The following is an 18,449-nucleotide window of genomic DNA, read 5'->3' on the forward strand; positions in this document are numbered from 1 at the left end:
ATAAAACCGCTCTACCACATTATCTTTTTACTGCCACACTACCTATTGAAGGAAGCATAATATGTGTATCTGGTTCCATTAAATATTCTCCGAATGTCAAAACAAAAGCGTCAGCTCTGTCTGGAGACTTAAGCCCACGCCTTTTCATATCTTTCTTACTTTCAAGCAGTATTTTCCCTTTACTGGTCATGTTCCATTTACGTGCTGTAAGTTGGGTTATAAGAACATCATCATCAGGCAATTGCAGAACGCTCACATCTCCATTTATAAAATTGCTCATATTCTGTTCTAATTGTTCCTTTATGGATGCCCACATTTCAGTAACCAGGTTCCCATAGTGCTCATCTAAAGAAGAAGAGCCATTGTTAATTGGAATGATCTCATATGGTAGCCCTTCTTCAGCTACGATTTCATTTAGTCGATCCGTTACTCCTCCACCTACACCGCTATCATCTACTCTTATTCTGATTCGATTTAAATATGGATGAGCTTTATGTAGCTCTTTAGCCAGGCTGATTACCCAACCAGCAGTAACCATTGTGTCTTTCTTGAAATGATGGTGTTCTCCTACAACTCTTGGCCCTATACCAGCAAACATTGAGGTTTCATCATCACCAAATCGTGCAACGTCAACGCCTATGGTTAGCGTATCTCCGCTGGGGTCCAGCTTCACTTCTTTAGCTGCAAATTCAGCCACTTCCAACGAAATAAATGTATCCGATTCTCCACGGGGGAATTCACCTTCAACCCGGACTCTCCATACATCACTGCCTTCACCATACTTACGCTTGAGCATAGCGATATTATCCTTGCTTGTTCTTGGACTGTCCAAGCATGAAACCTTGCGTGTCTTATAATCCGCTCTGTCCTTATTGTGCGAATCATAAAAAACACCCGACGTTTTTGTCGGGTTGCCGCACATCAATATTTTATTGAACTCACCCGACAGAGTACCTAAAATGGCTTCCATGATTGGATCAGCAACACCCGATGCCTCATCCACAATAAATAGCATGTAGTCCTCGTGAAAGCCTTGCATATTCTCAGGCTTGGTAGCTGTACGAGCTGTAGCGAACCAGCGTTCCTCGTAGTTCTTCATGTAGATTTTGGTTTTAGTCCATTTAAGGATTCTTTTCAGCACTGGGCTTTTGGACTGCCATTTATTTATCTCAGCCCATAACACGTCATGTAGCTGCTGTCTTGTAGGAGCTGTACAAATCACTTTTGGATAAGGGAAGCAGGACAGAAACCAAAGGGCTGTTGCAGCTTCCAGCCCAGTTTTTCCTACGCCTTGACCTGAACGTACTGAAACGCGCGGATTATTAGCTAAATCCATTAGAGTGCTTGCCTGCCAATCATCAGGATAGAACTTAAGCATCTCTTGGCAGAACAATGTGGGATTCTTGCGATACTCAGGAATCCGTTTCTTGAATGCTTGAAGCCTCCGTTTCGTCTCCGGTGAATCCTTCTGTTTCATCACCTACCACCGCCTCTACCCAATCGTCAATTAGATCATCCTCTGTATTGCCTTCTCCCGTAACCTTGGCCCTTTCGAGTTCAAGTTTCTCACGCTGAATCTTAAGTTTTTCGTCCTCAAGCATCCGTTTATGTTTGTCTGGGAGCAGATCCATGTATTTAGTCAGTACGTCCAAAGCCTTAGTTTTATCGTGTAGTTTAACACTTACACCATCCTTGCCCTGCTTCACCTCTGAAACCAGAGTCCCATCAATTTCATCACTATTTTTGAAAGCTACAAAATTATATCTGTACTTCTTAGTGTCTCCAGTGTCTGGATCAAAGACTGGCTCACCTTCCAGTCCTAGAATATCTTCTTCCTTTTGACCAAACTCTACGTAATCAGTAATGTCTGCAAAAGCGATCTTCATATATTCCATCAGCACACGTTGTGCATTCAACCCCACCTCGTGGATCATGGATTCCTTATGCTGTCGAATAATGTTTTGAATTTCAACTTTCTTCAACAGAGCGAAACCAATTTGATAGGCGGTTTTCTTACTGTATCCCGCCGCAATCGCTGACCTGGTAGCATTGAAGTCTCGAAGGTATTCATAAGTGAATATCCTTTGCTTAGGCGTTAATCCGTCCTCATCGGGAATTTCCGGTTCAGGTTCTTCAACAGTCGCTGGAACGCTCTGTACTTTTTTGGAACGTTCCATATTACCGGAGCGTTCCGGTATTTTTTTCGGAACGTTCCGTATTTCTGGAGCAGCGTCTTTTAGCTCTTTAGAGAGCGCATCAACTGTTAGCAGGGTAGCATATACCTCTCTTGGCTTATCACCTTGATATGTACCAACGAATTTACGCCGCTCCATTTCATCAATCAGTCGGGCCGCGCTGCTATAACCTATCCTCATTCTTCTCTGCAATAAAGAAACCGAGGCTTGTTTGGCCTCGGCTATAATTTGGACAGCTTTTAGAAAAAGCTCATCCGAATATGATGTTGGTTCTTCATCTTTATTTGGAGGTTCCTTTTTTTGATTAGTTTCATTTTCATTAGAACGTTCCGTATGTTTTCCTTCCCCAACAATCAAACTCTCCCACTTATCTTTAGCCTTCCATCCTCTTACCGTACCTTCAGATACACTAAGTTGAGAGGCTATTTCTGTGAGACGTATTTTGCCGGAACTGGCTTTGTATAAATCAAATGCTTCGTCCCGTTTCGGATCTCTCTTTCGTCCCATATCTTATTATTCACCCCTTTTGATAATGTATCTGAAGCTAAGGAAAAGTTTCCTGAACGAAGAAAAAACGCCTTATTAGACGCTGTTGTAGATGAATTTACTATATGTATAATGTATCATCTTCTCGGTTCACGTTTACTACGTATTTAGTGTTTTTTAATTTATAAAAGTGATAGAATTTACTTGGGAATTATTTCAAAGTAGTGGTGAAAAACCCACAGAGATTCATCTAAATAAAAGGCGGTGGCTAAATTGATAAACACATCTAATTACGTGAAAACCTATACCACTTTAAGTGACTTAACAGGCGGGGAAAAAAATAGTAAGGAAGAAATTATTAAAAAAATTAGTAAAGTTCCACTTGGCGGCGTATTTATAATACTGTCACAAATGAATTCTTATGGGGGAGAAAACCTTGAAATAAGAAAGATATTTCTCGATTATCTTAAAAGCATAGGAAGCAAAGATCTATCTCAAGTTTTAGGTGATAGTTCATTATATTCAGAGCAAGGACTTTTAACATTATGGAAATGGTTTTTCGTTTATGGAAATTACAACTCAATCAACGAAAGCGTAGATCCAATTATTGGAGTAAACCAGATCATTCATCTTTGTATTGCTGTTTCTGATTACCTGTGTGATGAGATATCGGAGGAGAAAGCAAATAATTATTTTTTCTCAAATTCTGTGTTTAACAATAAGTCAAATCTAGGTTCCGATTTAGCGAGGTCTTCTCTAATTTTTGGAGAAATAGCCCAAAATGAAAATAATTTTGTATCTAAGGACTTTATAGATATTAACAAGATGTTTTCTGATAAATATGGTTACTCAATACAGGATTATCTAGCTATAATTTATGGTCTTATTGCTGGTTTTCTAAATAAAGGAACTAGCAATGCCGCTATAAGATCTGATTGGAATAAATCTATTAATTATTTTGATAAAACTCATAATCCAGATTTAGGAAAGAAAATAATTGATGAAATTTCTACTTCATTTCTAGACGCAAAAATATGGGCTCAAACATCCATAAACAATCCATGGGATTATACTTTGTTTCGTCAGAAACCATTACTAAAATTAGAAAACGGAAATTTTTATCCTATAAATCTATCGCTGTTATTTGATAAAGTTTTAAGTGATTTATATTTTAAAATCAGAGAAACCTCCCCTAAAAACAGTACACAAATAATAAGTTTTTTCGGAAAATGTTTCGAAAAATACGTGGAGATAATAACCAAAGAAACACTTGGGAGCCGAAAGAACAATATTCCATATGAGTTTATTCCTGAATTTAGTTATGGAAATAAAAGATCTAATAAATCCCCTGATGCACTTATAAGAGTTAAAGACACTTTGTTAGCAGTAGAAGCAAAGGTTTATCGTTTAAAGATGGACTCACTTTTTGGAGTTAAACCTGCTATTGAGTCGGATACAAAGAGGTTTGCTATAGACCCTATAAATCAAATGCAAAACCGATTAAGCGAATTGAAGACACGATCTCATCAAATTATGAATGGTATTTCCAAAATATATCTAATATCACTTACATTCGGGTACTATCCTACGCTTAAACCTTTTGAAGAGATGATTGATCAGATGATTGATGCGTCTGATTTACCGATCAAGGGAATTATTCACATGGATATAGAAGAGTATGAATTCTTTTTAGAGTTAATTTCTAGAAAAGCCTCGTCACCTGCATCTCATTATCTTGAGAACAAAAAACAACTTGCTCCTTATACTTCTTTTAAAAATTTCTTATTTTCTAGCTCTTTGTATCCTAAAAGACCTCAATACATTAAAGATAAGATACTGGAACACAGTAATAATATGAGGGAGACATTGTTTCAAACTGCACTGCGCTAATATTACTTTGAAGGCAAATAACAAAAGCCGATGGTTCTCAGGTTCTAACACGCTCATCGAGTGTGTAACCGATCAATCCATCAGCTGCTTTTTGATGTGCTTATAACTTTGAGTACAGGCAGCATGTTATTAAGCGGTAATTTGTAACATGCTGCTACCGCTAATCCGCCATGCCTGCAATGGACCTTCAGTGGACATCCTTCTTGATCCAGGTTTATATTACCCTCTGAGTCCTGTCTCCGATTTAGTTTTAAATACGCCCTAACCCTCCGTCATGCGCTTGCCACTGCCGCCCCCATATACATGCGGTATGGTTCCCAACGGGAATTATTTCACAGCGATTACCGTCAATCGCTATAGTCCGCATTACGTGCGGAACAATCTGCCGCCCTTATTGATGGGGTGTTATTACCCTCTTTACGGCTGTCTCCAATTAGTTGTAGTTAGTTTCGATGTGGGCGAGGCGTGTATCGGGCCTTGCGTCTATTCCGCCACCACATTTAAATCTTAACGATTACAGAAGTTGACCGGCTAGTGCTTTAAGGCCACTTGGTATAGCAATTTGTTTGCCATTATCCTCATTTCCGTTTACATAAGCTGTGTCTTTGTCTGCATAATAGATTACACCTTCGCCGCCGATAACCGGAAAACCGCTTTCGTCGTAATCCAGATTTGTACCCACATACTTGCCATGCTTAACTGCTTCATCTACCAATGGATGGAGATGGAGAATTTTTTCCTTGTCCAAGTAAGCGTAACTATGTGCCATGTTTATTGCCTCCTAAAATAGTTTTAATTTGTTCCTGAATAAAGTGTAAATCCTTTCTACTCCGTACCTACTACGGATTTGCTAGTTCCTACTATCAGCAGAAAATAAAGTGGTAGACTGAGCCTAGAAATTGAAAACAGCGACAACCAAGGACGAAAAAAAGTCCTAGACTGTCGCTGTTCCATTGAACTAACGTTTCCCGTTAGCGTAATCAGCGATAAATAAATAAGCTCAAATTTTTTTAATATACGCGGCGGATATATTTTTGTTCAAATCTTGTTTCTCTACTTATTGTGTAGAAACAGCCCTTTATGCTTATTGAAAAAATCAAAGTACACTTTTGGGTTTTCTAATTCCCACCATTGCTTTATGTCGACTGGATTAGCTTCTAAATCATATATTTTTGTAAACTCCATCGCCAGTAAAAACGGTGAGTGCGTTGCAATGATAAATTGACATCCGCAATAGTGAGCCATTTCCTCTATCATTTTGACAAGTTCAAGCTGCATTTTAGGAGATAGACTGTTCTCCGGTTCATCCAAACAATATAATGTGTCATTTTTAAATTTGGAATTAAAATAACTCAGGGCTGTCTCCCCATTGCTGTTCAGTTTAATTTCGGTGCCGGCGACTCTGCGAATAAACTCCCTGCGTGAAATTGATTTTTTTCTTGAGAGCACCTGTAACCTCAATGCTTCATAATCATCCATGCTATTCATTTTCACTGTATTGCCGAATTTCAGATTTCCCCATTCCGATCTTATATCTTCTGTGCTATCCACGATTTCATCGTTGTTTGTGCGGACTGTAAGCATATAATCAAAAATATCGTCACTTGTGATTATCCTGCTTCCATTTGGAATTCGATGTTTAAATCCCTCGTCGTCAAGTCCAAGTTCAAATTTACAATGTTCAACATATGAACTGAACAATTCACTTGAATTGAATGGTGCAATACGATTTAGTTCCAATTTATTCGCTATGAGATTTAGAAGTGTGCTTTTCCCCGAGCCGTTTCCTCCATATAAAATTGTGATTTTTGAAAAGCTCAATTCGGAAAACCGATTTTTTGAGAAAATGCCACATGGGTAAGTTTCGTCGACATATCCAAACCTACCGCCATTGTATGCCATTCTTTGTTCTATCAATGAGGATTCTTCATCTATAGGCAATATGAATTTATCTAAATACATTTTCATTCCTCCGTAATTCATCTAACCTGCTCTTATGTTTTCTCTTCCGTTTCAATTTGAAGTTTTCAACTAGTAAACCTCCCTCAATAATGTGGGAGCTTCCTCTTTTAAAAGCATTGATTGCTCAATCCCCTTCCATTCATAGTCGATGTAGGTATTATAGCAGACGAAATCTACTTATCTTATCTTGGTTGTGCTAATCTGCCCGTTAGCTTAATGAAGCACCCTCAAGACTATTACTTTATTTTCAGTCTAGAACTTTAGACACCTAAAGTTAAGACCGCAAAGGCTTAAGCCCTTACGGTCTAATTTACTTCTGGCATCCTCAGTCCGATTTCACCTTCCCGGTTACGCCCTCTCCCGTAGTCTATAACCACAAGATCCAAAGTGCGATTTATTTTCAGACTGTTTGCTATATTGGCAATGGCTCTGCGCCGCTTGTCCGCAAAAGTAGTTTCTGAAATACTTGGAATATCACTGCGATAACCGTTTTTCATGTACTGTTGTGCTTTGAGATATTTCATGCCATCTAGAAACAACAGTTTGGCTATCAATCCCTCGTGCTTGTCGCGCATATTGTTTACTGCAAATTTAACGTTATTTGTGATGAATTTATAAAATTTATAGTTCACGTGACGCTGATCCTTGAGGATAACCGTATTAGCTGTCACATCTGCCGTTAATTCTTGCCCAGTTACCCGTTTAGCAACCGATCCTTCAGCCGCGAGTATATCATAGGCCGACATTCCATTTTCAATCTGTTGGAGGGAATATTCATAATTTTTTATCACATCGACTAGATCAGCGTATTTGCCCAGCAACCATTTCGTTTTTCGAATATCATCTTGTTCAAGATCATCGAAAAAATTTACCTGGATTATCTTCTGAGTATCGGCAGAATCATCTTCTTTGCTACGTATAATTACAGACTGTTCGTTATCCATATTTGTTCACTCCTTGCAAAACTAAATGTATCCGGTATAATCTGCTCAATCAACATATACCTATCTATACTGACTACACCCACATATAACAGTAATGCGCATAATATAGAGGTATAGGCTCTTATCATGGGGTGTCTCCTGTAGGATGAAGGAGAGCTCTTATCCTGGCTATCTCTGCATTAGCTTCAGTTAACTCTTTTTCAAGCCGGACACATTCTTCTGCGAGAGCATAGGTGTCTTTATCTGCTTTTTCTCGAATTTTACGAATTAATTCAAATCGTTTGGATTGCTTCAGCTCGGCTATCAGGGATTCAGATTCCTTTTGAGTATCGACGAGTACCTTTATATTATTTTTCAATATTTTATTTTCGGTTTCCAAAAAATACAGTCGTTTTGCTGCACCATCTGCCCGATTCTTTTCTTTTTCGGCTTCCAGTATCCAGTAATCCATGCGTTTTTCCCAGTCTGGTTTATCTGTCATTGTTGTTCCTCCCCAGGTTCATATTTACCGAAAGCAACATCAGCAAGAAATTTATTTGGCCTACGGTCGTGCTTTTCCTGAATCAATTTGTACAACTGCACACAAGAAGGGCAAAATTCAAATCCCGTGTAATTCGTAGCGCATTCCTTGCACATTCCGTTGTTACAAGTCTGATGCTGCCCTCCGATCATGCGACCTCTTTCATCTTTCATGCTGGTCCAACTGTACCCAATGACGAAATCGCATAGCTGGGTAGACTCTCTTTTTTTACAGAATGAACATGGATACTTTGGCATTTTAAATACTTCCGGCATACCATTCATCCTCCCTTAGTGGGTACCCAAACCATAAGGCATGAGTACCCATGTATGATGTTTTGGTTACATTCCCGATGTGAATGCCAACAGCGGTTCCCCTAGCCAACGATTATTAACGATCTCTCGGACTGTTATCATCCCAACCTTGTCTTCATCCTCATAAACCTGAAGATTCATACTGACAATTTCTACTTCTTCATCTGGGTAAAGGTCGCTGTCCTCCAGCCCGGTTAAACTCTTGTACCACTCTTTGGCTTCCTCCAACGAATAGGCGGCTACAGCGTCGCATTCGCATATCTGGTACACACGAACATCCACAAGACCCTTTGTTTCCGCTATCTGCAATTCATTCATTCTCATTCATCCTCCCTTAGTGGGTGTAGGTCCTACACCCTGTATTGGTTTAATCATCATAAGTGTTGAGTTAAAACTTCGGATCTCATATTGTCTACTACAACTTCATTTAACATATTGTTCACCTCAATTAAATCTGGTAAAATTAAATTCAAAAAATTAGGAGAAAAATATGAACCTTTTAACAGTACTTCTTATGTGTATTCCGCTTTATGCTGCATTCAGAGCTTTTATAATCACTCGTGATCCAGAAGCAAAAAAAAGAATTCCAAAAACGACACTAAAAGCTCTAACTTTTTTTGCTTATTTTATATTTATCGTTTTGGGATTTTTTATAATTACAGAAGGTATAGAATACCTCTCTCAGTTATAATTGAATTGGTAGTTGCAAGTAGTTTTATAAATCTGAAGGGATTTAGAGTACGGGGTAAAGGCTGTTATGCCTCAACCCTCTTTGATTTATCTAATATCTATGTCAATCAGCTCTAATCCCCCTAATTCCTCTATTTCTTGTGGGCTTAGGCTCATTTTGGGCTTTTCAGACCGAATCTGCGCTCCAATCTCACGTATGCTATTCCCTTCGTATTCTCCTAGATATACCAACTGTCTCACCGCTACTGTTCCATACGCTTTGTATTTCCTCATTGTTTATCTCTCCTTTATAGGTAGTAGGCTTAGGTCTCTTCCTCGTAATCATCTTCATAAGACTCAATATGCTGCACATCATCACCTTCTGAGGTTCCCATAAATTCGCCATTGATATAGTAGGTATAGGCTGTATATGGTTGCGTCTGAACGCAATCAGTGCAGTATACTTTGCCGTCAACGACGAAATGCTCTGTATCTGGCTGGATTTCATTAGGGCAGTTACTACAGACCCGCTTACTCACGTTATCTCTCCTTTGATATAGGGGATGCCCTAAAATAGTGTTAATTGCATATTCTCAATGCGCTGTATACCAGCTTCAGCAAAATCTTTGTCTCGTTCGATAACAATGTATTTACGGTTGGTACGGATAGCTGCTGCAGCCGTGACGCAGCTCCCACCGCAATTGTCCAGCACCGTTTCACCTTCATTCGTGTAGGTGCGTATAAGGTATTCACACAGCTCCACGGGCTTCTGATTGGGGTGTATTCGCTCCGGGTCGTCATTGTTAACGACTGGGAAATACAGCACGCTCCGGGGCAATCTGTCAGTCTGACCAGCTTCATTTGTCCAAGGTGTTCCGGAACCATACACAGTTGATTTATGGTTATTTGTCGCCTTGTTCATCGGCTTGTGGCCTTGTGTCATTTGCGGGTTATAAGTAGGAGGCCGCTTATAAAACACCAAGATATTTTCATGAGCCTGCAGCGGCATGCTTGCCGAGTTCAAATGCCCGGTCGCCTTATTTTTCTCCCAGATCCACTCATATCTGAATAGCTTGAGATTGCTGGCTGCCAACGTCTTATCAAATGGTGCCTTGGCGAACAGGACAATCGCTCCGTTATCCTTTATGATCCGTTCGTAATGCCGCCATAGAGGGGCAAACGGCAGGACTGCATCCCACGGGCTTTTTGTTGTGCCGAACGGTAGATCACACAGGATCATGTTCACGCTACCTGAAGGTATGCTTGGGAATACATCGAAGCAGTTGGCGTTTATTATTTGATTTAACATTGGTTCAGACATCCTCGGCTTCCCAATGTTCAACATAATCAAACGATTCCTCCGTTTCATACCGCCCTTGGTAATCCCACGTGAAGGTTCCCTTATTAAAATCAATTGATGTTACCTGTACTGGCTCCGACTGGTTGATAAGTTTTGCCTTTAGCGATTCGATATTTATTTTCATTGTGCTGTTCCCTCCTTCTTATCCCCTATGGGGCTATACTGTTTAATCCTCGAAACGTTCTCCATAACCATAAGATGGAGCCGGCTTACTAAAATTGTTCAAGGCATCAGATATCATATTTGTAAAAACAAGCATTTCTTTATCATCCATCGCTTCCAACAAACGCACTTCCCTAGCTTTCAAAGTTCGTCCTGCCGCTGAAGTAATCAGTTCAATGACTGGCTTTATGCTCTCCAAGCGTTCATTTTTATCGAATTCCACACGCTGCCGCGCCGCCAGTTTACGGTTGTGCTCTTCCCAATCCTGTTCATCGAACCAAAAGTAATCGCCGTATTTATCACGGAATGCCGATATCCAAAATTGAAGGAGTTCTTCATTTATTTGTATCCGATCATGGCAAGGCCAGCAGAGTCGTAGTCCGTTCGTCTTTACGCCACGTCCTTTCCTGCCGCGTGGGTAAACGTGATGAGTAGTTGTAGCTTCGGCAGCTTTACAGCATTCGCAGATTCCGTTTGAATCAGCAATCAGTTCCGCTATTACATCCTTCGGGAATTCTCCACGCTCCTTGGTATTAGGCCGTGACTGGTGGTGAGAGAGAATATCTTTCTTCCATTCAGGAACAGGTTTTTTATCCTTTTTCCGTTGTCCAAGGCTGCTGTAAGCCTTCTTTTGCTTGGGCTTTTTCTCCGGCTTCCAAAATGTTTGATGGGACATTCCCCTCGCCACCTTTCCGACAATTTAAATTCGTTTTTCCTTTGCTTATGCTTATATTTTGAGCCTAAACCACTACGGCTCCACTACGGATTTTAGAGGTTTGAGCAACCCCACTTCCTCTAAAACGGAATAATGTTTATACCTTTCTTCCGTTGTTACACGCACTTTATTTATCGTATGTGATGCGTAGAAAGCTACAGCCTGCTGGACCTCAACAGGCTCATCTTCGAGCTTGTTTAAATCGAGCTTTTTCACAAGCATCCCTCCCTTATGCGCCGATTATATTTTTCTTGAAAATCACCCTTTATTTTAGGCGGTAAGGTATCAATTACCTCATTCCATATGTTTAATAATTCGCTGTTAAGCGAAGCGAACTTTTGTATATTCACGTAACGTTCCACCAATGCTGTAGTGAACTCATCCATTTCTTGTTCTGTCATACACCATGCCTCCATTACGTTTTTTGGTTCCAGTACAATGTTGCTCGTTCGGATACAATGTAGAGCGTAGGAAAAGTTTCCTGAGTTGATCATTTGGCTTGTATCAATCTCGCCTGAGAATCTCGCAATGCTGTGGACTTGATACGTTATTCTGTATCGTATATCGAATTGTAGTTCTTGACCTAATAATATACGATATCGAATATAGAGTCAATGCATGTTGCTAATAAATATTCGGTATCGTATAATTCGACTGAGAGGTGAATTGCATTGCTTAAAGTGAAACCGAATTTGACGCCTTTGTTAAAAAAGAAAGGTATCATTCAAATGGAATTGTCTGAAATGACTGGAATTCCACAAGGTTCAATTAGTAGATTTGATAAAAATAGTCGCCATGAAGCCTGGCATTTATTTGCTATCGCTAAAGCGCTAGATGTTACCATTGAAGATTTGTTTATTACTGAGGAGCAAGAGGATTAATTAAGAACCCTCTATGCTCCTTTTGTTTTGCCTAAATCGGATTAAGAAGTCTTTCAAGCCGTATAACCTCTTTCTGAAGGTACTAAATTAAATCAGCTGCCTCCTCCAGCGCCATGAGCTTCCAGTCATAGGACATATCTGGTACCTGGTCTATGGTGGTTCCATACTTCTTGAGGCCTTTCTCATTTTGTTTGTCCAGCAATTCTATGATCCGTCGTGTTACTTCTGGACGTTCAATTTCATTTTGAGAGTGCTTCATTTAATCGCCTCCTCCGTCTCCGGTAGAATAAGCATATCTCCGTCATACTTCAACTCCGCCTGATTAGGGTCAATCACTGGTCCCCAATGGTTATTAGCCTGCATGATGTGGACTATATCAGCCGCATATGTTTCGTCGATGTTAACTACCAGATAGGTATTTAAAGCTGGCTTTCCATTCAGATGTCGCAACTCTTGGATCTTCCAAAGAATGCGGGACAACTCACTTTTATCCCGATCATCAAGGTATTTCTCAGCATCCTCATTTTTGATTACGGTGAATCTGACTTTTATTCCGGCCAGTTCTGACATTTTTAATCTCTCCTTCGGCTCGTTTTACTAATTTATTGATTGCTCGCTTTCGATCTGCCCGTTCTTTCTTGGCCTGCTGTGTAGGGATAAATTCGCCACGCCGCTTTACAAGTATTTCAATTGGTAAAGTCGGGTATTTTAGTAGGAAAAGCTTCAGCTTCACTCTAAAGGTAGCCGTTTCAACTCCCTTTATGTCAATTACTCGCTGGCTTCCGTCAAGATCAGTAACAAGGAAATCTGCAATGTAGGTCACCTTCGGGCTTTCCTGTAAGACGTATTTGGGCTGACAGACAAAATCCTTTATTTCCCCCAGCTGCTTCTGCAAGAGCAATTCCTGATAGTACTCACCTTCCATTTTGCTGTCGAAGCGAATACCAGTTACATCAAGGTTATATTTCTTTACCAACCATTCCTCGAATAGTGTTCCATCGGCTGTAACAATCACTTTTTTGGCATTGTATTTACTCATCTATCCAGCCACCCTATAAGGGAGTACAATGTAGAAACTAGACTCGTCACTCCGAAGAGTGAGAGGTTTTAAAGAACCAGTGTACCCGAGTGTAATTACATCGTTTTCTAAGACCTTCAATGCATCCAACACATATTTTGCATTCAACGTCAGGTTGAAATTTTCTCCGTTGAAACTGATTGGTGTTATGCTTTCTGTTGCCTTGCCCGTTTCCTTCCCCTTACCTCGAATGTTAATTTCTTTTTCTGAAACAGAGAATGTGACAGCGTTATTTTTTTCCTCTTTCGCCAGAGTGAAAATAAGCTCCAATGATTCGATCAGTTCTTTTCGGTTAACAGTTATTTCGGTAACTAATTTAATAGCCATAGCATGGGTTGTATCAGGATAAATACCTTCTAGGACACGAGAATAAAATATAAATCTTTCTGTTCGTGCGAACGCATATATCACTTCTCCGCTAGTAGACTTGGAAAAACCGAATTCTACCTCATCGTTGTCATTTACGATCTTCTGTAACTCAATTATTCCTCTAGCTTCAATAACAGCCGTGCCGATATTTCCAATATCAAATTCTCTCTCAGCATGGGCCAGTCGGTGTCGGTTCGTTGCCACCATCTGAATTTTCCCGGTCTGAAGAATAACGTTTACCCCTGTAATGATAGGCAATGATTTTCCGTCTATATCTGCCGCGAAAACTGTCTTTTTGATTAGATTTTTTAAGTCTTTTCCCTTAATCTCAACAAACTCATTTTCATTTATCTCTGGAGGAGCAGGATATTCTTCTGGAGGCATTCCAGTAATCTCAATCTCCTTATTCCGTGACTTTATGGTGACTTGATCCCCATTTTTAACTTGCAGTTCTATTTTCCCATTGATCTTCTGGAGAATATCCAATAGAACTTTGGGCAGTGCCGCGGAACCAGTCTCTTTGATGTCTATGTTTTCCTCGACAAATGATTGGATAGTTGCTCGGTCATCGGTACCAGTAACGGTTACCCTGTCCTCCGTTGCTTCGATCAAAAAGCAACTCAATATGGGGATTATTACTTTTGTTGAAATTGCCTTGCTGGCATCTTCTAAAGCCTCAGCTAATAGAGAACTGTCCACTACTATATTCATAAGGTTTGATCTCCTTTTTCGCATTAGGATTGCACTCTGGGCAAGGTCCCAGCATTACGATGGAGCCTTTGAACTGATAAGCCACCTTACTGCCGCTGCAAGTGCTACACATACCCTTAATCCCTCCGTCTATTTCTACCACCCACCGGCAGTATCTTTACAAATGGTTCTATTCGCTCAAAGATCCGGGCCGCTTTTTTGTCATTCTGTTTCTGTTCGCTCGGCTTGCTGTCTTTCACATTCGCCAAGTGCTGTTTTAACTCAATCATAGTTAGGTTTGACGTATAGATCGTCGGTAACCTCTCCATGCGCCGCTGGAGTATAGGCCCCAACACTTCATCCCTCGTCCATGTGGTAAGCGTTTCAGCTCCAATGTCGTCAAGTATGAGTACAGGCGCCGTTCTGAGAGCATCCAGTTTGCTCTCCACCGTTTCCGTCTTGGAACCGATAGCGTCCTTGACCTCTAGCAAAAAGTCGGGCACATAGACCATGAGTACATCTACATCACATTTTGCAAGCTCTTGAACAATTGCTCCGGCAATCCTGCTCTTGCCCACACCCATTTGCCCATAAAGATATAATCCTTCAACCGTTTCACCTGGAACGAACGTGCTACAGAATATTACTGCTGCCGTGATCGCAGCCAGCCTCTGCGGATCTGGCTCTATGTCATCAAAGGTAGCCTCCAGTATGTGTGATGGTATATAGTGGCTCTTGATCCTCTGTCCGATTCCCTGCTGCTTCTCATACTGCTTCAGCAAATCGCATTTCCGAAACCGGAATACCAGCTCGTCCGATTGGGTTGGACTCGGTTCCTCAACGCTCATGTGCCCCTTCTGTTCGTTTTGACATGCTTTTAAGCCGGGGCAAGCGTCGCATGCATCGCAGTATGAAAGATGCTGTGATACATCCCTGTAGTGCCTTGGACTTGTTAAATCTGCTGTCCGATCAGGGTATTTCTGTTTTAGTCGTTGGATCTCAGGGTGGTTCTCTATGTGCTGAATGGCAGCAGCTTGGCGTTCGTGAAATCGTGAAGGTACTAAAGCCTTTAATTCTTCTTGGAAGCTTCCCACATTATCAGCCTCCCTGCTTTGCTCTTAACTTAGCCAGCATTTTTTGTAAATCATCCGTGTTGTATTGCTCGTCCGATTGAAGCACAGAATCACTTTCCTGTTCACACTCAACTGTGACAGCGCTTTGATCAGCAGTTTGATGAAATGCATGCAGTGAATAAATGACCGTAGCACAGTAGCTTACACTTCTAATCTCGTCGCGCTTATGCTTGGGTTTGAAATTGTCAAATGCCTGGTCAATGCCATCTAAAACAGTTTGAAGTGGTACACCTTCTTTGATTAGCTCGTCGATCGTTTGATCATCAGCAATCGTTATTTCTAGGCCCTTCCCACGACGACGAAGATATTTATCAGCTACAGCCTGCCGATAATCAATATCCGAAGATGATATTTCATTCTGTTCAGAGTCAGTATCTGTTTCAGAAGTGGCAGGAACGGTACCTTGCCGGGAAGACGGTATCCCCTCATCTTTGGAATTGATTTCATTATCAGACGTTAAACAACAACTACTGTCTTTAATATTGTCTTTAAACATGTCTTTAGGAGTGCCTTCGTCCTTACTCCCACAAGGGTTTTCATCCTCTTTGACTTCCACTTTTCGTAAGTCGCCACTTACACTTTTCGTAACTCCTGACTTACACTTTTCGTAACTTTTCACTTCATCACCCGCCTGTTTACTTACACTTTTCGTAACTTTATATACAGCAAGATTTATTGAAATAAGTTCTTTGAATTTTTCCTCGTTCCATTCTTTAACGAGACTTACACGCCATTCATCATAATTTTTATTTAAAGAATAAATTTGCTTGCCATCCCACTCTATTACTTTGCACTGCTTCAGATAGGTAATTTCCTTCTTAGCATCCTGTATACGTACACCACACAGCTCAAAATTAGTTAGTAGAGGGATTGTTGCACTTTTCTTCTGGCATCCGTAGGAAAGCCGCAAAATGAGTTTTAATATCTTTTGCTGCCTCTCAGTAAACTTCCGGCTTATGATCTCATCCCAAATGCTGTTGGCTATTCCTATGAACCCGTCTTTTAATTGGGGACTTACCACTCACCTCACCCCGGTACTTTCTGATTACTATCTAGTTCCGCTGGCGTTGTTTCCAAACTCCGCTAGCAGAACCTTGAGGCTATATTTTAAAGAGTTTATTACCTGGTCATTACTTTCTACAGCATTACTCCAGCGGACCTTATCAGCTTCAGCATCTGCTTCTTGGTTGCGAAGTTTGATTACCGCCAACTCCGCTCGCTGCTCCCTAAGATTCTCTGCCGCAATATACGCTTCTGCATAAACACGCTTTCTCTCAGCATAGATCCGCTTATACTCTCTTACGGCATCAGCAGCCTTACGCCCCAAGATAACCTGGACTTCTGTCAACAATTCAATCTTACGAGCCAGGGTAGCAGGGTAATCATGGCTGCATTGATCCGCAAGACTATAAAGCTCTCCGAGCGTATATTGTTTTTGTAGAGACAATGCAGCCACTCCTTAACCCTCTATTAATATTCTTCGCCGTAATAAGTATCAACTTCGTCTTCATCCACGATAACCTTGGCTCCAGTCGCAAAAATTTGGAACATCAATTTTTCAAAATGGTAGAACGATGTCATAATATCTTTGTTATTGGAAAGGTTTTGACCATCAATTTTAGAGTCATAGACGTGTCCTTCTTTGTCCAAGTGGAGTTGATATTTGTATCTGTACTTTGATTTTTCAGAACCCCACGAATCTCTACTTTCGCTTTCTGGATCAAAATAGATGTGACGATACCCATCCTCCTCGCCTTCCAAAATGAAAGATATTTTTTCACCATCTCGTTCGTGGTCATCATTCTCATCTTTCTTCATTGCTTCAATCAATTCAGACAACTTGTATTCAGGTTTAATACCGACAAGCATTTGTTCCATGTTTTCTTTAATTTTTTGCACACCTTGAATATGGAGAGCCGCATTCAGCTGAGATTTAACTTCATTCAAAACCATGAGGTTATATCCGCTTATACCCAGTTTTCTCATATCGATTTGCAATTGCTCTTTTACATGATTTTCTAACTCTTTACGGAAATCTCCGTAACTGCCAAAGTAATCTTCTATCACTTTTTTGATAGTAGTCTCAAGTTGCTTTTTAATGACCTCCTCAACAAAACCGTCTTTTTGAATTGTTTGCATCGCATCATTTACTAAATTATTTAAGTTCATATTATTACGCTCCTATTTTCAATTTTTAAATTACGTGATATACTGCCGTTGAAATGTTTATTAAATGATCGTGTTGGTAGCACGATTGTTTGTCTGGGCTTCTCTGTCTTTTCTTTTGCGGTATAACTTACGGCAATAGTAATTACAGAAAAGTCCTTCTTCATTTGGAATGGGGTGTTTCTGACCTTCGAATATCTCTTTACCACAATGATCGCAGCAACCTATTCCTTTACCGGATATCTTGTATCCTGATTTCTTAGGAGCCTCTAGCCCTTCATATTCTTCATTTTTAAATTCCTCAAGTTCACTTAATTCAGCAGTAAGCAAATCTATTTGAGCATGAATTTCGTCAGTCGATAATCCGAATTTGATAGCGTCAATGCTGTCTTCATATAACTCACGTAATTGCGCTGTAAGCACTCTAGATCGTTTATGATCGTCCAACTCTCTCAGCTCCATATCTCCGCCTCAAGTTCGGATATTTTAGCCTTCAATTGCCTTTCTTGTTCCTTCAAAGGTTTCATCTTCTGAATACATACGTGATTAGGCCATGGACTATCTGTAATAGCATATTGAGTTTTATAAATGGCCTGAAGCTTTTGTTCAGTAAGTTCTTTTTCCTTTTGAAGAGAAAGCTTTTCCTTATCCTGCTCTGTTAGCTCTAGCATCTCAATATCTACTGAATGTTGACAATTCAACCAGCGATTCATGAGTAATACAGCGGCTATAAGTGAGTCTGCTGGTTGATCTAATGTAAACTTGATGCCTTCATCATCCACGATTGGAATAGAGTAAATCTTGCTGCTCATTTTGACTTGTCCTTACGCCGGATGTTACGAACGATAATGGCATGCTGTAATTCATTTTCGAACCAGATACGAGCCAGTTCCGGTAGAGTCATAATCCTTCACC

The 18,449-nt window shown here is 40.4% G+C and carries 28 protein-coding genes; 3 read left to right on the forward strand and 25 right to left on the reverse strand.

Features of this window, described 5'->3' with window-relative positions; all coding sequences use genetic code 11:
• Nucleotides 1–19: 19 nt before the first annotated feature.
• Both AOU00_RS01320 and AOU00_RS27530 read right to left on the reverse strand, forming a co-directional pair.
• Nucleotides 20–1,477: a DEAD/DEAH box helicase family protein gene (locus AOU00_RS01320; RefSeq protein WP_069289724.1), complete on the reverse strand. Its 1,458-nt coding sequence runs from the start codon at nucleotides 1,475–1,477 to the stop codon at nucleotides 20–22.
• Nucleotides 1,413–2,702: a terminase small subunit gene (locus AOU00_RS27530; RefSeq protein ID WP_069289725.1), complete on the reverse strand. Its 1,290-nt coding sequence runs from the start codon at nucleotides 2,700–2,702 to the stop codon at nucleotides 1,413–1,415. The genes AOU00_RS01320 and AOU00_RS27530 overlap by 65 nt, the downstream gene beginning before the upstream one ends.
• A gap of 273 nt (nucleotides 2,703–2,975) precedes the next feature.
• Here AOU00_RS27530 and AOU00_RS01330 point away from each other — a divergent pair, with 273 nt between their 5' ends.
• A complete protein-coding gene (locus tag AOU00_RS01330; RefSeq protein WP_155765221.1) occupies nucleotides 2,976–4,571 on the forward strand; it encodes a hypothetical protein in 1,596 nt (531 codons plus the stop codon).
• A gap of 514 nt (nucleotides 4,572–5,085) precedes the next feature.
• Here the strand turns inward: AOU00_RS01330 and AOU00_RS01335 are convergent.
• The 6 genes from AOU00_RS01335 to AOU00_RS01360 form a co-directional block, all read right to left on the reverse strand.
• Nucleotides 5,086–5,340 carry a hypothetical protein gene (locus AOU00_RS01335; RefSeq protein ID WP_069289727.1) on the reverse strand — a complete coding sequence of 85 codons (255 nt, stop codon included), beginning with the start codon at nucleotides 5,338–5,340 and terminating at the stop codon, nucleotides 5,086–5,088.
• Between the two features lie 284 nt (nucleotides 5,341–5,624).
• Complete coding sequence (locus tag AOU00_RS01340; protein WP_029515791.1) at nucleotides 5,625–6,533, reverse strand: AAA family ATPase; 909 nt, start codon at nucleotides 6,531–6,533, stop codon at nucleotides 5,625–5,627.
• A gap of 305 nt (nucleotides 6,534–6,838) precedes the next feature.
• Nucleotides 6,839–7,477 (reverse strand): hypothetical protein, encoded by a 639-nt coding sequence (locus AOU00_RS01345; protein ID WP_069289728.1) that lies wholly within the window; start codon nucleotides 7,475–7,477, stop codon nucleotides 6,839–6,841.
• A gap of 124 nt (nucleotides 7,478–7,601) precedes the next feature.
• On the reverse strand, nucleotides 7,602–7,958 hold the full coding sequence (locus AOU00_RS01350; RefSeq protein WP_069289729.1) for a hypothetical protein: 357 nt from the start codon (nucleotides 7,956–7,958) through the stop codon (nucleotides 7,602–7,604).
• The gene (locus AOU00_RS01355; RefSeq protein WP_172828248.1) at nucleotides 7,955–8,170 is read right to left on the reverse strand and encodes a hypothetical protein; all 216 of its coding nucleotides are present in this window, start codon (nucleotides 8,168–8,170) and stop codon (nucleotides 7,955–7,957) included. The genes AOU00_RS01350 and AOU00_RS01355 overlap by 4 nt, the downstream gene beginning before the upstream one ends.
• A 168-nt stretch (nucleotides 8,171–8,338) precedes the next feature.
• The gene (locus tag AOU00_RS01360) at nucleotides 8,339–8,629 is read right to left on the reverse strand and encodes a hypothetical protein (RefSeq protein WP_069289731.1); all 291 of its coding nucleotides are present in this window, start codon (nucleotides 8,627–8,629) and stop codon (nucleotides 8,339–8,341) included.
• Between the two features lie 172 nt (nucleotides 8,630–8,801).
• Between AOU00_RS01360 and AOU00_RS01365 the strand changes: the two genes are divergently transcribed.
• On the forward strand, nucleotides 8,802–9,002 hold the full coding sequence (locus tag AOU00_RS01365) for a hypothetical protein (RefSeq protein WP_069289732.1): 201 nt from the start codon (nucleotides 8,802–8,804) through the stop codon (nucleotides 9,000–9,002).
• Between the two features lie 86 nt (nucleotides 9,003–9,088).
• Here the strand turns inward: AOU00_RS01365 and AOU00_RS01370 are convergent, their stop codons facing one another.
• The 7 genes from AOU00_RS01370 to AOU00_RS01395 form a co-directional block, all read right to left on the reverse strand.
• Nucleotides 9,089–9,274, reverse strand: a complete 186-nt coding sequence (locus AOU00_RS01370) for a hypothetical protein (protein WP_069289733.1) — start codon at nucleotides 9,272–9,274, stop codon at nucleotides 9,089–9,091.
• 29 nt (nucleotides 9,275–9,303) lie between these two features.
• Nucleotides 9,304–9,519: a hypothetical protein gene (locus AOU00_RS01375; protein ID WP_069289734.1), complete on the reverse strand. Its 216-nt coding sequence runs from the start codon at nucleotides 9,517–9,519 to the stop codon at nucleotides 9,304–9,306.
• A gap of 29 nt (nucleotides 9,520–9,548) precedes the next feature.
• Entirely contained in the window at nucleotides 9,549–10,289 is a 741-nt protein-coding gene (locus AOU00_RS01380; protein WP_069291991.1) for a DNA-methyltransferase, read from the reverse strand.
• 4 nt (nucleotides 10,290–10,293) lie between these two features.
• Nucleotides 10,294–10,464 (reverse strand): hypothetical protein, encoded by a 171-nt coding sequence (locus AOU00_RS26490; protein WP_172828249.1) that lies wholly within the window; start codon nucleotides 10,462–10,464, stop codon nucleotides 10,294–10,296.
• A gap of 42 nt (nucleotides 10,465–10,506) precedes the next feature.
• Nucleotides 10,507–11,178 (reverse strand): HNH endonuclease, encoded by a 672-nt coding sequence (locus AOU00_RS01385; RefSeq protein ID WP_069289735.1) that lies wholly within the window; start codon nucleotides 11,176–11,178, stop codon nucleotides 10,507–10,509.
• A gap of 72 nt (nucleotides 11,179–11,250) precedes the next feature.
• Nucleotides 11,251–11,433 carry a hypothetical protein gene (locus AOU00_RS01390; RefSeq protein WP_061829345.1) on the reverse strand — a complete coding sequence of 61 codons (183 nt, stop codon included), beginning with the start codon at nucleotides 11,431–11,433 and terminating at the stop codon, nucleotides 11,251–11,253.
• Nucleotides 11,430–11,618, reverse strand: a complete 189-nt coding sequence (locus AOU00_RS01395; protein WP_069289736.1) for a hypothetical protein — start codon at nucleotides 11,616–11,618, stop codon at nucleotides 11,430–11,432. Before AOU00_RS01395 ends, AOU00_RS01390 begins: the two co-directional genes overlap by 4 nt.
• Nucleotides 11,619–11,888: 270 nt before the next feature.
• Here AOU00_RS01395 and AOU00_RS01400 point away from each other — a divergent pair, with 270 nt between their 5' ends.
• Nucleotides 11,889–12,098: a helix-turn-helix domain-containing protein gene (locus AOU00_RS01400; protein WP_061829347.1), complete on the forward strand. Its 210-nt coding sequence runs from the start codon at nucleotides 11,889–11,891 to the stop codon at nucleotides 12,096–12,098.
• Between the two features lie 82 nt (nucleotides 12,099–12,180).
• Here the strand turns inward: AOU00_RS01400 and AOU00_RS26495 are convergent, their stop codons facing one another.
• The 10 genes from AOU00_RS26495 to AOU00_RS01445 form a co-directional block, all read right to left on the reverse strand.
• Complete coding sequence (locus tag AOU00_RS26495) at nucleotides 12,181–12,357, reverse strand: hypothetical protein (protein WP_172828250.1); 177 nt, start codon at nucleotides 12,355–12,357, stop codon at nucleotides 12,181–12,183.
• On the reverse strand, nucleotides 12,354–12,668 hold the full coding sequence (locus AOU00_RS01405) for a hypothetical protein (protein ID WP_172828251.1): 315 nt from the start codon (nucleotides 12,666–12,668) through the stop codon (nucleotides 12,354–12,356). The genes AOU00_RS26495 and AOU00_RS01405 overlap by 4 nt, the downstream gene beginning before the upstream one ends.
• Complete coding sequence (locus AOU00_RS01410) at nucleotides 12,619–13,137, reverse strand: DUF1064 domain-containing protein (protein WP_069289737.1); 519 nt, start codon at nucleotides 13,135–13,137, stop codon at nucleotides 12,619–12,621. The genes AOU00_RS01405 and AOU00_RS01410 overlap by 50 nt, the downstream gene beginning before the upstream one ends.
• Nucleotides 13,138–14,256: a DNA polymerase III subunit beta gene (gene dnaN / locus AOU00_RS01415; protein ID WP_069289738.1), complete on the reverse strand. Its 1,119-nt coding sequence runs from the start codon at nucleotides 14,254–14,256 to the stop codon at nucleotides 13,138–13,140.
• Nucleotides 14,257–14,372: 116 nt separating this feature from the next.
• Entirely contained in the window at nucleotides 14,373–15,329 is a 957-nt protein-coding gene (dnaI, locus tag AOU00_RS01420; RefSeq protein ID WP_069289739.1) for a primosomal protein DnaI, read from the reverse strand.
• Nucleotides 15,330–15,333: 4 nt separating this feature from the next.
• Nucleotides 15,334–16,389 carry a replication protein gene (locus tag AOU00_RS01425; protein WP_069289740.1) on the reverse strand — a complete coding sequence of 352 codons (1,056 nt, stop codon included), beginning with the start codon at nucleotides 16,387–16,389 and terminating at the stop codon, nucleotides 15,334–15,336.
• 27 nt (nucleotides 16,390–16,416) lie between these two features.
• On the reverse strand, nucleotides 16,417–16,824 hold the full coding sequence (locus AOU00_RS01430; protein WP_420488436.1) for a hypothetical protein: 408 nt from the start codon (nucleotides 16,822–16,824) through the stop codon (nucleotides 16,417–16,419).
• A 14-nt stretch (nucleotides 16,825–16,838) separates the two neighbouring features.
• Nucleotides 16,839–17,537 (reverse strand): hypothetical protein, encoded by a 699-nt coding sequence (locus AOU00_RS01435; protein ID WP_069289742.1) that lies wholly within the window; start codon nucleotides 17,535–17,537, stop codon nucleotides 16,839–16,841.
• A gap of 60 nt (nucleotides 17,538–17,597) precedes the next feature.
• The gene (locus tag AOU00_RS01440; RefSeq protein WP_237166257.1) at nucleotides 17,598–17,957 is read right to left on the reverse strand and encodes a hypothetical protein; all 360 of its coding nucleotides are present in this window, start codon (nucleotides 17,955–17,957) and stop codon (nucleotides 17,598–17,600) included.
• A 29-nt stretch (nucleotides 17,958–17,986) separates the two neighbouring features.
• Nucleotides 17,987–18,346, reverse strand: a complete 360-nt coding sequence (locus tag AOU00_RS01445) for a hypothetical protein (protein WP_069289744.1) — start codon at nucleotides 18,344–18,346, stop codon at nucleotides 17,987–17,989.
• Between the last annotated feature and the right edge of the window lie 103 nt (nucleotides 18,347–18,449).

The sequence above is a fragment of the Paenibacillus polymyxa genome (assembly GCF_001719045.1).
Taxonomy (GTDB): Bacteria; Bacillota; Bacilli; order Paenibacillales; family Paenibacillaceae; genus Paenibacillus; species Paenibacillus polymyxa_B.

Coding starts and splice junctions, on each gene's coding strand:
- AOU00_RS01345 (WP_069289728.1), bottom strand. CDS start 7,477: ATGGATAACGAACAGTCTGTAATTATACGTAGCAAAGAAGATGATTCT.
- AOU00_RS01335 (WP_069289727.1), bottom strand. CDS start 5,340: ATGGCACATAGTTACGCTTACTTGGACAAGGAAAAAATTCTCCATCTC.
- AOU00_RS26495 (WP_172828250.1), bottom strand. CDS start 12,357: ATGAAGCACTCTCAAAATGAAATTGAACGTCCAGAAGTAACACGACGG.
- AOU00_RS01370 (WP_069289733.1), bottom strand. CDS start 9,274: ATGAGGAAATACAAAGCGTATGGAACAGTAGCGGTGAGACAGTTGGTA.
- AOU00_RS01320 (WP_069289724.1), bottom strand. CDS start 1,477: ATGAAACAGAAGGATTCACCGGAGACGAAACGGAGGCTTCAAGCATTC.
- AOU00_RS01355 (WP_172828248.1), bottom strand. CDS start 8,170: ATGAAAGATGAAAGAGGTCGCATGATCGGAGGGCAGCATCAGACTTGT.
- AOU00_RS01365 (WP_069289732.1), top strand. CDS start 8,802: ATGAACCTTTTAACAGTACTTCTTATGTGTATTCCGCTTTATGCTGCA.
- AOU00_RS01360 (WP_069289731.1), bottom strand. CDS start 8,629: ATGAATGAATTGCAGATAGCGGAAACAAAGGGTCTTGTGGATGTTCGT.
- AOU00_RS26490 (WP_172828249.1), bottom strand. CDS start 10,464: ATGAAAATAAATATCGAATCGCTAAAGGCAAAACTTATCAACCAGTCG.
- AOU00_RS01395 (WP_069289736.1), bottom strand. CDS start 11,618: ATGACAGAACAAGAAATGGATGAGTTCACTACAGCATTGGTGGAACGT.
- AOU00_RS27530 (WP_069289725.1), bottom strand. CDS start 2,702: ATGGGACGAAAGAGAGATCCGAAACGGGACGAAGCATTTGATTTATAC.
- AOU00_RS01385 (WP_069289735.1), bottom strand. CDS start 11,178: ATGTCCCATCAAACATTTTGGAAGCCGGAGAAAAAGCCCAAGCAAAAG.
- AOU00_RS01380 (WP_069291991.1), bottom strand. CDS start 10,289: ATGTTAAATCAAATAATAAACGCCAACTGCTTCGATGTATTCCCAAGC.
- AOU00_RS01405 (WP_172828251.1), bottom strand. CDS start 12,668: ATGTCAGAACTGGCCGGAATAAAAGTCAGATTCACCGTAATCAAAAAT.
- AOU00_RS01350 (WP_069289729.1), bottom strand. CDS start 7,958: ATGACAGATAAACCAGACTGGGAAAAACGCATGGATTACTGGATACTG.
- AOU00_RS01435 (WP_069289742.1), bottom strand. CDS start 17,537: ATGAACTTAAATAATTTAGTAAATGATGCGATGCAAACAATTCAAAAA.
- AOU00_RS01410 (WP_069289737.1), bottom strand. CDS start 13,137: ATGAGTAAATACAATGCCAAAAAAGTGATTGTTACAGCCGATGGAACA.
- AOU00_RS01340 (WP_029515791.1), bottom strand. CDS start 6,533: ATGTATTTAGATAAATTCATATTGCCTATAGATGAAGAATCCTCATTG.
- AOU00_RS01445 (WP_069289744.1), bottom strand. CDS start 18,346: ATGAGCAGCAAGATTTACTCTATTCCAATCGTGGATGATGAAGGCATC.
- dnaN (WP_069289738.1), bottom strand. CDS start 14,256: ATGAATATAGTAGTGGACAGTTCTCTATTAGCTGAGGCTTTAGAAGAT.